Origin of the sequence: Micromonospora sp. KLBMP9576, from assembly GCF_050941805.1 — a bacterium.
Taxonomy (GTDB): domain Bacteria; phylum Actinomycetota; class Actinomycetes; order Mycobacteriales; family Micromonosporaceae; genus Micromonospora.
In genome coordinates this window covers 5,611,053-5,623,131 of the sequence record NZ_CP194567.1, presented here as the reverse complement: position 1 = coordinate 5,623,131, position 12,079 = coordinate 5,611,053, and the positions used below count along the sequence as shown (strand labels likewise).

The following is a 12,079-nucleotide window of genomic DNA, read 5'->3' as shown; positions in this document are numbered from 1 at the left end:
TGGCGCGGGCCCCCCGATCTTGATCGGTGGCCCGTGTAAGACGTTGTGGGCCGTCCGGAGTAACCGACGTCAGGACAGCGGAGGACATGCCGAAAAAAGACGGAGCCATCGAGATCGAGGGTCGAGTCATCGAGCCCCTGCCGAACGCCATGTTCCGGGTGGAGCTCGCGAACGGCCACAAGGTGCTGGCTCACATCAGTGGCAAGATGCGGCAGCACTACATCCGCATCCTGCCGGAGGACCGGGTCGTCGTCGAACTCTCGCCGTACGACCTGACCCGCGGGCGCATCGTCTACCGCTACAAGTAAGCCTGACGGCGGCCGGGTCGTCCCCGTGTCCGTCTTCGACGTCCGGTGTCGCGCCTCGGCGCGTCGTCGGGCCAGATGGGAAGTAAGGCAACCGTGAAGGTCAAGCCGAGCGTCAAGAGGATCTGCAACAAGTGCCGGGTCATCCGACGGCACGGCCGGGTCATGGTCATCTGCACCGACCCGCGCCACAAGCAGCGCCAGGGCTGAACCAGTAACGACCGACCGGGTGACAACGGTCGGTGGGCACCGGTCCGGGTCGCAGATCCAGACAATGAATCACATGCTCGTTCCAGCCGCGGGCGGTACGCGTCGCGTACCTGTGCGTGGTTGACCCCCGGTCGGAGGCCGGGGCCCGCTCGGGCAACGACCGATCCCGGTCGCCGGCGCTGACAGCGTCGGAAAGACGGGACGGCCGGTAGCGGGGTGGGACGGGTCCACACCTCCGCCACACATCACGAGGAGTACGCCCGCACATGGCACGTCTAGCCGGCGTGGATCTCCCCCGCGAAAAGCGGATGGAGATCGCGCTCACCTACATCTTCGGCGTGGGTCGTACCCGCGCCCTGGAGACGCTCGCCGCCACCGGCATCTCGCCGGACAAGCGCGCCCGGGACCTCACGGACGAGGAGCTGGTCCAGCTCCGGAGCCACATCGAGGGCAACTACAAGGTTGAAGGCGACCTGCGCCGCGAGGTCGCCGCTGACATCCGCCGCAAGGTCGAGATCGGCTGCTACGCCGGCATCCGGCACCGCCGGGGTCTGCCCGTGCGCGGGCAGCGGACCAAGACCAACGCGCGGACCCGCAAGGGCCCGAAGCGGACCGTCGCCGGCAAGAAGAAGCCCGGCAAGAAGTAATAGGAGCGCACAGACTTATGCCACCGAAGGCTCGTGCCGGAGCCGCCGTCAAGAAGGTCCGGCGCAAGGAACGCAAGAACGTCGCCCACGGGCAGGCGCACATCAAGAGCACCTTCAACAACACCATCGTGTCCATCACGGACCCGACCGGTGCGGTCATCTCCTGGGCCTCGTCGGGCCAGGTGGGCTTCAAGGGCTCCCGCAAGTCGACTCCGTTCGCCGCGCAGCTGGCCGCCGAGGCCGCCGCGCGTCGGGCCATGGAGCACGGCATGCGCAAGGTCGACGTGTTCGTCAAGGGCCCCGGCTCCGGCCGGGAGACCGCGATCCGTTCGTTGCAGGCCGCCGGGCTGGAGGTCGGCCAGATCGCCGACGTCACCCCGCAGCCGCACAACGGGTGCCGTCCGCCGAAGCGTCGCCGGGTCTGAGAGGTAGAGAGAGATGGCTCGTTACACCGGTGCTGACTGCCGCCGTTGCCGGCGGGAGAAGATGAAGCTGTTCCTCAAGGGCAGCAAGTGCGATGGCCCGAAGTGCCCGTTCGAGTCCCGGCCGTTCCCGCCCGGACAGCACGGCCGTGGCCGGACCAAGGAGACGGAGTACCTGCTCCAGCTCCGCGAGAAGCAGAAGGCCCGTCGCGTGTACGGCGTGCTGGAGAAGCAGTTCCGCGGCTACTACGAAGAGGCCGTGGGCAAGAAGGCCAAGACCGGCGAGGTGCTGCTGCAGATCCTCGAGTCGCGGCTGGACAACGTCGTCTACCGGGCCGGCTACGCCCACTCGCGGGACATGGCCCGCCAGTTGGTCAAGCACGGTCACTTCACGGTGAACGGCAAGAAGGTCGACATCCCGTCGTACCGCGTCAAGGAGCACGACATCATCGAGGTTCGGGGCAAGAGCAAGGAGCTCACCCCGTTCATCGTCGCGCAGGCCCAGGCCGGCGCGAAGACGGTTCCGGCGTGGCTTGAGGCCATCCCGAGCCAGATGAAGGTGCTCGTGCACTCGCTCCCGGCGCGTCAGGTCATCGACACGCAGGTCCAGGAGCAGCTGATCGTCGAGCTCTACTCCAAGTAGTCGGAGCTCGTTGCGGTGGCCCGCCCTGTCGGGGCGGGCCACCGGAACAGTTTGTCGTGGGCGTCATATAGCGGGCGTCCCGGAAGAGAAGAGAAGACATGCTCATCAGCCAGCGACCGACCCTCTCCGAGGAGTCGATCAACGAGACCCGGTCCCGGTTCACCATCGAGCCGCTGGAGCCGGGCTTCGGCTACACCCTGGGCAACTCGCTGCGGCGTACGCTGCTGTCGTCGATCCCGGGTGCGGCGGTCACCTCGATCAAGATCGACGGCGTGCTGCACGAGTTCACCACGATCCCCGGTGTCAAGGAGGACGTGGTCGAGCTCGTCATGAACATCAAGGAGCTCTGCGTCAGCTCCGAGCACGACGAGCCGGTCAGCATGTACCTGCGCAAGCAGGGCCCCGGCGACGTGACCGCGGGCGACATCCAGCCCCCGGCCGGTGTCTCGGTGCACAACCCGGACCTCAAGCTCGCCACCCTCAACGGCAAGGGCCGGCTCGACATGGAGCTGACCGTCGAGCGGGGTCGCGGCTACGTCACGGCGGCGCAGAACAAGCAGGCCGGCGCCGAGATCGGCCGGATCCCGGTCGACTCGATCTACTCGCCGGTGCTGAAGGTGACGTACCGCGTCGAGGCGACCCGGGTCGAGCAGCGGACCGACTTCGACCGGCTGATCATCGACGTCGAGACCAAGCCGTCGATGGGCCCGCGTACCGCGCTGGCCTCCGCCGGTTCGACGCTGGTGGAGCTGTTCGGTCTGGCTCGGGAGCTGGACGAGACCGCCGAGGGCATCGACATCGGGCCGTCCCCGCAGGACGCCCAGCTCGCGGCGGACCTGGCGCTGCCGATCGAGGAGCTGGACCTGACCGTCCGCTCCTACAACTGCCTCAAGCGCGAGGGCATCAACTCCGTTGGTGAGCTCATCGGGCGCACCGAGGCAGACCTCCTCGACATTCGCAACTTCGGTCAGAAGTCGATCGACGAGGTCAAGATGAAGCTCGCCGGGATGGGTCTGGGGCTGAAGGACTCGGCCCCCAACTTCGACCCGGCGCACGTCGTGGACACGTTCGGCGAGGCCGACTACGACACCGACGACTATCGCGAGACCGAGCAGCTCTAGTCCGCGCTGCCGCCACACCTGAGGAGCACCAAGCATGCCCACGCCCACCAAGGGCCCCCGCCTCGGCGGCAGCCCCGCGCACGAGCGGCTGATGCTGGCCAACCTGGCCACTGCGCTGTTCCAGCACGGCAAGATCAAGACCACCGAGACGAAGGCCCGGCGGCTGCGTCCGCTGGCCGAGCAGCTCATCACCAAGGCCAAGCGCGGTGACCTGGCCTCGCGGCGGCGGGTGCTGGGCGTCGTCAAGGACAAGGACGTGGTCTACGCCCTGTTCGACCAGATCGCGCCCCGGTTCGCCACCCGCAACGGTGGTTACACCCGGATCGTGAAGACCGGTCCGCGCAAGGGTGACAACGCGCCGATGGCGGTCATCGAGCTGGTCGAGGAGCTTCAGGTCGCCGAGCCCAAGGCGAACAAGAAGACCGCCGCCCGCAAGGCCGCGCAGCAGGACAAGGTCGAGGCGCTCGCCCCGGCTGAGGACGCCCCGAAGTCGGACACGGGCGACCAGGACGCCGAGGCGCCCGTTTCGGCGTCCGGTGACACCGCCGCCGCCCGCGAGGACAGCGACGAGGCCGGCGAGAACGACAAGGCCGGCGAGAACGACAAGGCCTGATCCAGGCCACCGTCGGGCCCGGCACCCCCTGGGGGTGCCGGGCCCGACCCGTGAGGCGGAGGTACGAGTGGACGAGCGCACCCGGCTGCGGCTGGACGTCGCGTACGACGGATCGGGTTTCTCCGGCTGGGCCGCCCAGCCGCAGCGGCGCACGGTCGCCGGGGTGCTCGTGCAGACCCTCGACGTGGTGCTCGGCGCGGGCACGGCGACCGGGCTGACCGTGGCGGGCCGCACCGACGCCGGGGTGCACGCCAGCGGGCAGGTCTGTCACCTGGACCTGCCGACCGCCGTGTGGCGGGAGCACGAGGGGCGGCTGCTGCGCCGGCTGGCCCGGCTGCTCCCCGCCGACGTCCGGGTGCGGGCGATGACGCAGGTGCCGGCGGACTTCGACGCCCGGTTCTCGGCCACCTTCCGCCGCTACGAGTACCGGGTCACCGACGCGCCCTGGGGCGCGGAGCCGCTACGCCGGCACGAGATCCTGGCCTGGCCGAGGCCGCTGGACGGGGACGCGTTGAACGCCGCCGCGGCGAGGCTGGTGGGGGAGCACGACTTCGCCGCGTACTGCCGGCGCAAGGAGAACGCCACCACCCTGCGGGAGGTGACCCGGCTGGACTGGCGACGGGAACCGGACGGGATCCTCGTGGCCACCGTGCAGGCCGACGCGTTCTGCCAGGCGATGGTGCGCAGCCTGGTGGGCGCGATGCTGGCCGCCGGCGACGGGCGCCGGCCGGTCGAGTGGCCGGGCAGCCTGCTGACCCACCGGGAACGCTCCAGCGAGGTCACCGTGGCGCCCGCGCACGGCCTCACCCTGGTCGCCGTCGGCTACCCGGAAGACCCGGCCGCGTACGCCCGCCGCGCCGACGCGACCCGCCGGCTGCGCGTGCCCGTGCAGGGCTGACCGCCCGCTTGCTTCCGGCCGCCGGCTGCCGGATCGTCGGGCCCGGCTCTCGCGCCCGCCGGAGCATCGTCGACGTCAAGGAGTGGACGCCGTGCAGGAACCTCGCCGTGGCCGGGACCTCGGCATCGTCGTCGGGACGATGCCCACGGGACCGGTGAACGCCGTCACCGACGTGCCCGGTGTGCGGGTGGGCCACACCACGCTGGTGGTCGGGGAGAGCATCCGCAGCGGGGTGACGGCGATCGTCGCCGACCAGTTGGCCGACCGGCGGTCGCTGCCGGCGGGGCTGTTCGTGGGCAACGGGCACGGCAAGATGGTCGGCTCGACGCAGGTGGCCGAGCTGGGCGAGATCGAGTCTCCCGTGGTGCTGACCGCGACGCTGTCGACGTTCCGGGCCGCGGACGCCCTGGTCACCTACCTGCTGCGGCAGCCGGGCCGGGAGACGGCCGAGTCGCTGAACCCGGTGGTCGCGGAGACCAACGACGGGTTCCTCTCCGACATCCGGGCCCGGCCGGTGCGCGCGGAGCACGTCCTCGGCGCGCTGGAGGGCGCCCGTGGCGGGCTGCCCGCGGAGGGTGCCGTCGGCGCGGGTACGGGGACGGCTGCCCTCGGCTTCAAGGCCGGCATCGGCACGTCCTCGCGGCTCGCCGCCACGTCCCGCGGCCCGGTGGCCGTGGGGGTGCTGGTGCAGTCCAACTTCTCGGGCGTGCTGCGGGTGTCGGGGGTGCCGATCCGGCCCGAGCGGGTGGGCGTGCCGACCCTGTCGCCCCGGCACGAGCCCGAGCAGCCGGGCAACTCCTGCGTCATCGTGGTCGCCACGGACGCTCGCCTGGACGCGCGGCAGTTGGGTCGGGTCGCCCGGCGGGCGGTCTTCGCGATGGCGCTGGTGGGTTCGGACTTCGCCGGTGGCAGCGGCGACTACGCCCTGGCGTTCTCCACCGCCGACCCGCAGACGCCGACGGCACCGGAGTCCGACCTGGAACCCGTCTTCGCGGCGGTGCTGGAGGCCGTCGAGGAGGCGCTGCTGAACTCGCTGTTCATGGCGCGTACGACAGTCGGATTCAAGGGGCGCGTCAAGCATGCGGTCCCGCACGACCGGATGCTCGACCTGCTGCGCACGTACCGGGTCGAGCTTCGGACGTGAGACGCGCGCGACGGGCGCGCGGGGCGTGGCCCACGCGCCCGTCGCGGTCGGGTCACCGGCCCCCGTCCTGCGTGCCGGTGTCACCCGCGCCCTCGTCGGTCGGCTGCCCCGCCGTACCGCCGTCCGCCCGGCGTTCCAGCACGCCCCGGCTGAGGTGCAGTTCGATCATGTCGAAGAGGATCTCCCGGGCCTTCGTGTCGCCGGACCTGATCCTCTCGCCGTCGGCGCGGACGACCACCGCGTACGCGAGGTAGTGGCCGCGTACCTGCCAACCCACGCGGGCGGGTGCGGTGGCGATCGCGGCGCTGTCCCTGTCGGCCGCCATGCCCCGGAACCGGCCCTCCCGCTCGTCGAGCAGCGGCCGGATCCGGTCCCGGGCGCGTTCGGCGTTCGGCCGGTCGGTCAGGTTGAACAACCCGGCGGTGACGAGGTGGCCGCCGTCGGACGTGCGCAACGTGGCCCGGACCACCTGGGTGCAGCCGAGGCGGACCAGCAGGTCGGCGACCTCGCCGGTGGCCGCCACCGGGCAATTGGCGCTGGACTGGGTCTTCAGCACCCGGTAGGCGGGCTCCCCGTCGGCGACGGCGAACTGCTTGCCGGGGAAGAGTTCCTTGGCGGTCAGCGGCGCCTGGTCGGTGTCCCGGGAGTCGAGGAACTGTGTGTCGACGGCTGCCGACTCGGCGGCCCCGGGTTGCGCGGTGGGGGGTGTCTGCGGCGTCCTGTCGCGCTCGGACAGCAGGGCGGCGGCGCCGAGGCCGCAGAGCGCGAGCAGCACGAGCACGGCGGCGCCGCCGATCATGACCTGCCACAGCCGGCCGCCCCCGCCCCGCTGTGGCGGTGCGGCGGACCGGTGCGGCGCGGCCGGCGGCGGTTCCGCCGCCGGTGGGGCCGGCTGCACCTCGGCGCGAATCCGTACGTAGGTCGGCTGCGCCTCGGCGGGGGTCCCCAAGTGGGGCGGGTTCGGCGTCGCCAGCGGCGCTGCGCGGACCCGCTCCGGGGCGGCGGACGGCAGCGCGAGCTGGTTGGCTCGCGACAGCGACGGCGGCGGGAAGCGGGAGGGGGAGGGCCCGGCCGGGGGAGGCGGACCGGCACCGAGCACCGACCGGTCGGATTCGGGCCCCGGGTCCATGAATGCGTCCTGATCGGACTCGTACCGATACACCATGTCGCCCAGAGTAGGAGGCATTGTCCCTTTAGGCGTGAATAATGGGAAATTGTGCGCGGGTTGTTTCGCGCCGTGCTGCACCCGAGCCGCGCGAAGCCGGGCCGGGCGGCGGTGCGAGAATTACCGGCGTGACCGGCGACCACTACTTCACCGCTGAGCCCTCGACCGCCGCCAACCCCCGCGAGGTCGAGTTCTCCGTCGCCGACCGCGACTACGCCCTGGCCTCCTCCGCCGGCGTCTTCTCGGCCGCCCGCCTCGACCCCGGCACGGCGGTGCTGCTGCGCAAGGCCGACCTGCCGGCCCCCGCGACCACCGGCGCCCTGCTCGACCTCGGCTGCGGCTTCGGGCCGATCACCTGCGTACTCGCCACCTCGGCGCCCTCGGCCACCGTGTGGGCCGTCGACGTCAACGAACGGGCCCGGGAACTCACCGCCGCCAACGCGGCGCGGATCGGCGCGGCCGACCGGGTACGCGTCGCCGCGCCGGACGACGTACCCGCCGACGTGAGCTTCGCCCAGCTCTGGTCCAACCCCCCGATCCACGTCGGCAAGGACGAACTGCACGCGATCCTGCTGCGCTGGCTGCCCCGGCTCGCCCCGGACGGCGTCGCCTGGCTGGTGGTGGCCCGCTACCTCGGCGGCGACTCGCTACAGCGCTGGCTGGTCGAGCAGGGCTGGCAGGCGGGCCGGCACGCCAGCCAGAAGGGCTACCGGGTGCTGCGGGTCACCCGGTAAATGGGTGGGCCGTCCGGCCCGTACTCGGGGAGGATGCCGACGTGGGATACGTGGACGTCGCATCGGTCGGGCACATCCTCCCCGACGGCCGGGAGCTCTTCTCCGACGTGTCGTTCCGGGTCGGGGAGGGCGCCAAGGTGGCCCTGGTCGGGCCCAACGGCGCCGGCAAGACGACCCTGTTGCGGATGGTCGCCGGCGACCTGCCGGTGCAGACCGGCGCGATCGCGCGGGCCGGCGGGCTGGGCGTGATGCGCCAGTTCATCGGCATGATCGGCGACGAGTCCACGCTGGCCGACCTGGCGCTGTCGCTGGCCCCGCCGGCGCTGCGCGACGCCGGCCGCCGGCTCGTCGAGACCGAGGCGGCCATGCGCGCCGCCGAGATCCGCGGCAAGTACAGCACCACCGCCGGCAAGGCCCAGCTCGCGTACGCGAACGCGCTCGCGGCCTGGGGCGAGGCCGGCGGGTACGACGCCGAGGTGCTCTTCGACACGGTCACCACCATCGTGCTCGGCCTGCCCTGGGACAGCGCCCGCGAGCGGCCCGTCCGCACCCTCTCCGGCGGTCAGCAGAAGCGCTTCGCCCTCGAACTGCTGCTGCGCGGCCCCGACGAGGTGCTGCTCCTCGACGAACCGGACAACTTCCTCGACGTGCCCGGCAAGCGCTGGCTGGAGGGGCGGCTGCGCGAGTCCACCAAGTCGGTGCTCTACGTCTCGCACGACCGGGAGCTGCTCGCCCACACCGCCGGCCGGGTGGTCGCCGTGGAGGGCGGCAGCGCCTGGGTGCACCCCGGCGGCTTCACGAGCTGGCACTCCGCGCGGGTGGCCCGTCACGCCCGCCTCGACGAGCTGCGCAGGCGGTGGGACGAGGAACACCAGAAGCTGCGCGAGCTGATGCTGATGTACAAGCAGAAGGCCGCGTACAACGACGGGCTCGCCTCGCGCTACCAGGCCGCGCAGACCCGGCTGCGCAAGTTCGAGGAAGCCGGGCCGCCGCCCGTACCCCCGAAGGACCAGGACATCCGGATGCGGCTGACCGGCGGGCGGACCGGCAAGCGCGCGGTCGTCTGCGAGAAGCTGGAGCTCGACGGCCTGACCTACCCGTTTGACCTGGAGATCTGGTACGGCGACCGGGTCGCGGTGCTCGGCGCCAACGGCACCGGCAAGTCGCACTTCCTGCGGCTGCTGGCCCGGGGCGGCACCGACCCCGACCCGGCGAACCGCCCGGTCGACGCCGCCGCCGCACTCACCCCCGTGGCGCACGACGGGGTGGCGCGGCTCGGCGCGCGGGTACGCCCCGGGCACTTCTCGCAGACCCACGACCGGCCGGAGCTGACGGCGAAGACCCTCGTCGAGGTGCTCTGGCGGGGCGACGAACACCGGGCCGGCATGGACCGGCACGCCGCGATGGCGGCGCTGAGCCGCTACGAGCTGGCGGCGCAGGGCGACCAACGCTTCGGCACCCTCTCCGGGGGGCAGCAGGCCCGCTTCCTCGTGCTGCTGCTGGAACTCTCCGGCGCGACGCTGCTGCTGCTCGACGAGCCCACCGACAACCTCGACCTGGCGTCGGCCGAATCGCTGGAGGCCGGGCTGGCCGCCTTCGAAGGCACCGTGGTGGCGGTCACCCACGACCGCTGGTTCACCCGATCCTTCGACCGGTTCGTGCTGTTCGGCAGCGACAACGAGGTGACCGAGACCCCCGAGCCGGTCTGGGACGTGGGGTGATCCCCACCGACCTGGCCGACCGCCTCTGCGCGGTCGACGGGATCGTCGCCGTCACGCTCGGCGGCAGCCGCGCCCGGGGCGAGCACCGACCCGACTCCGACTGGGACCTCGGGCTCTACTACCGGGGCGAACTCGACGTGCCGGGGCTGCGCGCCGTCGCCACCTCGGTCGCCGACCCAGCGGCCGAACTCACCCCGCCCGGCGGCTGGGGGACCTGGGTCGACGGCGGCGGATGGTTGCGCATCGGCGGGACGGCGGTCGACTGGATCTACCGCGACCTCGACCGGGTCCACCGGAGCTGGGCCGACTGCCGGGCCGGCACGTACGAAATCGGTGTGCAGGCCGGACACCCACTCGGCTTCTACTCGTCGGCCTACCCGGGCGAGGTGGCGCTCTGCCAGGTGCTCGGCGACCCGACCGGCGAGCTGACCGCGCTGCGGGCGGAGGCCAGGGCGTACCCACCCGCGCTCGCCGCCGCCCTGACCGCCGGCGGATGGGAGGCCCGGTTCCTCGTCGACGGCGCGGCCAAGGCGGTCGCGGCCGGCGACAGCGGGTACGTGGCGGGCTGCCTGTTCCGGGCCGTCGGCGTGCTCGTGCAGGTGCTGCACGCCCGGGCCGGGCGATGGCTCGTCAACGAGAAAGGCATGATCGCCTCCGCCGGGCGGCTGCCGGACGCGCCACCCGACTTCGCCCGCCGGGCGCAGGCACTGCTCGGCGCGCTCGGGCACACACCTGACGAACTGGCCGGCACGCTCGCCGCCGCCCGTCGACTCGTCACCGACGTACTCGACTGACGGCCGGCGGCGGGTGCCCCGGCCGGCCTGGCCGTCGGTCGAGCACGTCGGCGTCCTCGGGCGGCCCGGCGGATGCCCGGGTGGCGTGGTGGCGTGCGGTGGCGTCGGTCGGGCGGCGTGGCGGGGGCCGGGGTGGCCCTGTTGGTGTGCGGTGGTGCTGGTGGGCGGCTGGTGCCGGCGGGGCCGGCATAGGGTGGATGTCGTGACTGAGATGACATACCGCCGGTTGGGTGACTCCGGGCTCGTGGTGTCCGTGGTCGGCATCGGCTGCAACAACTTCGGCCGCAAACTCGACCTCGACGGCACCCGGGCGGTGGTCGACGCCGCCCTCGACGCCGGAATCAACTTCTTCGACACCGCCGACATCTACGGCGAACCGCAGGGCGGCTCCGAGGAACTGCTGGGCCAGGCACTCAAGGGGCGACGCGACGACGTGGTCGTGGCCACCAAGTTCGGCATGGACATGCACGGATTGAACGGCCCCGACTTCGGCGCCCGGGGCGCGCGGCGCTATCTCACCCGGGCGGTCGAGGCGTCGCTGCGCCGGCTCGGCACCGACCACATCGACCTGTACCAGATGCACGAGCCCGACCCGGGCACCCCGATCGACGAGACCCTCGCGGCGCTCGACGACCTCGTCCGCGCCGGCAAGGTCCGCTACCTGGGCAACTCCAACTTCGCCGGCTGGCAGATCGCCGACGCGGACTGGGTGGCCTCGTCGAACGGCCGGTCCCGGTTCATCAGCGCGCAGAACCACTACAGCCTGCTGGAGCGCGGCGTCGAGGCCGAGGTCGTGCCGGCGTGCGAGCGGTTCGGCCTCGGGCTGCTGCCGTTCTTCCCGCTGGCCAACGGGCTGCTCACCGGCAAGTACCAGCGGAACGAGACCCCGCCCGCCGGCAGCCGCCTCGCCGGTGGTGGCCGGTACGCCGAACGACTCGCCGCCGCCGACTGGGACACCATCGAGGCGATCGAGACGTACGCCGCCGCACGCGGGCTGTCGATGCTCCAGGTGGCGATCGGCGGGCTGGCGGCCCAACCGGCGGTTACCTCGGTGATCGCCGGCGCGACCACGCCGGAGCAGGTGGCCGCCAACGCGGAGGCGGGCATCTGGCAGCCCACCGACGAGGACCTCGACGCCCTGCGCGCCATCCTCTGAGCTGGCGGCCCTGCGGGGGCCGCCCGCCCTGCGATGGGTGGCACACCAGGGCCCTCTCCGGCGGCGGGAGACAGCCCTGGTGTTCCACCGGTCGCCGTCGCTCGTGCCTGGGCGGGCGCTCGGTGGGCGCGTGCCGGACGGGTGGGCGTCTGCGGGACAGGGTGGGCGTCTGGCGGAGGGGGTGACATCTTGTCGGAGCGTAGGTGCGGCGGGGGTCCGTCGAGGCTGTCACCGGGGGTGGATGTGGGCCCTGCTGTCTCGCTCGTCGGCGTGCTCGCGGAGGGCGGCGGTGACGAGGCGTACCGTGCGGTCCCGGTGTCGGAGCACGTCGTCGGCGGTGCAGCGGAGGACGATCCAGCCGGCCGCGCGCAGGTCGAAGGCCGTCCGCAGCGGGGTGGTGACCGGTAGGCCGGCGAAGCCGGTCAGGTCGCCTTCCGGCAGCTTCGAGCGGGTGACGGACAGCCCGGGCAGCAGGCGTTGCCAGGTCGCACCGCGCAGCATGGCGC

The 12,079-nt window shown here is 72.3% G+C and carries 15 protein-coding genes; 13 read left to right on the top strand and 2 right to left on the bottom strand.

The genetic code is table 11. The annotated features are described in order from the left end of the window. Positions 1–86 precede the first annotated feature (86 nt). The 9 genes from infA to ACQ452_RS24845 all read left to right on the top strand — a co-directional run bounded on the left by infA (position 87) and on the right by ACQ452_RS24845 (position 6,003). Entirely contained in the window at positions 87–308 is a 222-nt protein-coding gene (infA, locus tag ACQ452_RS24885) for a translation initiation factor IF-1 (RefSeq protein WP_007073013.1), read from the top strand. A 93-nt stretch (positions 309–401) separates the two neighbouring features. After that, entirely contained in the window at positions 402–515 is a 114-nt protein-coding gene (rpmJ, locus tag ACQ452_RS24880) for a 50S ribosomal protein L36 (RefSeq protein ID WP_012184307.1), read from the top strand. 266 nt (positions 516–781) lie between these two features. Then, positions 782–1,162 carry a 30S ribosomal protein S13 gene (gene rpsM, locus ACQ452_RS24875; RefSeq protein ID WP_433387786.1) on the top strand — a complete coding sequence of 127 codons (381 nt, stop codon included), beginning with the start codon at positions 782–784 and terminating at the stop codon, positions 1,160–1,162. A 17-nt stretch (positions 1,163–1,179) separates the two neighbouring features. Then, positions 1,180–1,587 (top strand): 30S ribosomal protein S11, encoded by a 408-nt coding sequence (gene rpsK, locus ACQ452_RS24870; RefSeq protein ID WP_020513613.1) that lies wholly within the window; start codon positions 1,180–1,182, stop codon positions 1,585–1,587. A 13-nt stretch (positions 1,588–1,600) separates the two neighbouring features. Next, entirely contained in the window at positions 1,601–2,227 is a 627-nt protein-coding gene (rpsD, locus tag ACQ452_RS24865; RefSeq protein WP_433387784.1) for a 30S ribosomal protein S4, read from the top strand. 98 nt (positions 2,228–2,325) lie between these two features. Beyond that, entirely contained in the window at positions 2,326–3,348 is a 1,023-nt protein-coding gene (locus ACQ452_RS24860; protein ID WP_091079335.1) for a DNA-directed RNA polymerase subunit alpha, read from the top strand. A 34-nt stretch (positions 3,349–3,382) separates the two neighbouring features. Beyond that, the gene (gene rplQ, locus ACQ452_RS24855; RefSeq protein ID WP_433387783.1) at positions 3,383–3,961 is read left to right on the top strand and encodes a 50S ribosomal protein L17; all 579 of its coding nucleotides are present in this window, start codon (positions 3,383–3,385) and stop codon (positions 3,959–3,961) included. Between the two features lie 67 nt (positions 3,962–4,028). Continuing rightward, a complete protein-coding gene (truA, locus tag ACQ452_RS24850) occupies positions 4,029–4,859 on the top strand; it encodes a tRNA pseudouridine(38-40) synthase TruA (RefSeq protein ID WP_433387781.1) in 831 nt (276 codons plus the stop codon). Positions 4,860–4,950: 91 nt separating this feature from the next. Further along, entirely contained in the window at positions 4,951–6,003 is a 1,053-nt protein-coding gene (locus tag ACQ452_RS24845; protein ID WP_433387780.1) for a P1 family peptidase, read from the top strand. A gap of 52 nt (positions 6,004–6,055) precedes the next feature. Here the strand turns inward: ACQ452_RS24845 and ACQ452_RS24840 are convergent, their stop codons facing one another. After that, positions 6,056–7,168, bottom strand: a complete 1,113-nt coding sequence (locus tag ACQ452_RS24840) for a hypothetical protein (protein ID WP_433387778.1) — start codon at positions 7,166–7,168, stop codon at positions 6,056–6,058. A gap of 128 nt (positions 7,169–7,296) precedes the next feature. On the opposite strand from ACQ452_RS24840, the gene ACQ452_RS24835 reads away from it, so the two are divergent. From ACQ452_RS24835 to ACQ452_RS24820, 4 genes are all read left to right on the top strand, one after another. Next, a complete protein-coding gene (locus ACQ452_RS24835; protein WP_433387776.1) occupies positions 7,297–7,902 on the top strand; it encodes a class I SAM-dependent methyltransferase in 606 nt (201 codons plus the stop codon). Between the two features lie 41 nt (positions 7,903–7,943). Then, complete coding sequence (locus tag ACQ452_RS24830) at positions 7,944–9,623, top strand: ABC-F family ATP-binding cassette domain-containing protein (protein ID WP_433387775.1); 1,680 nt, start codon at positions 7,944–7,946, stop codon at positions 9,621–9,623. Then, positions 9,620–10,417 carry a nucleotidyltransferase domain-containing protein gene (locus ACQ452_RS24825; protein ID WP_433387773.1) on the top strand — a complete coding sequence of 266 codons (798 nt, stop codon included), beginning with the start codon at positions 9,620–9,622 and terminating at the stop codon, positions 10,415–10,417. Before ACQ452_RS24830 ends, ACQ452_RS24825 begins: the two co-directional genes overlap by 4 nt. Before the next feature lie 193 nt (positions 10,418–10,610). Then, entirely contained in the window at positions 10,611–11,573 is a 963-nt protein-coding gene (locus ACQ452_RS24820) for an aldo/keto reductase (RefSeq protein WP_433387771.1), read from the top strand. A 228-nt stretch (positions 11,574–11,801) separates the two neighbouring features. Here ACQ452_RS24820 and ACQ452_RS24815 read toward each other — a convergent pair whose 3' ends face one another. Next, positions 11,802–12,074, bottom strand: coding sequence for a hypothetical protein (locus tag ACQ452_RS24815; RefSeq protein WP_433387769.1), 273 nt, complete (start codon positions 12,072–12,074; stop codon positions 11,802–11,804). Between the last annotated feature and the right edge of the window lie 5 nt (positions 12,075–12,079).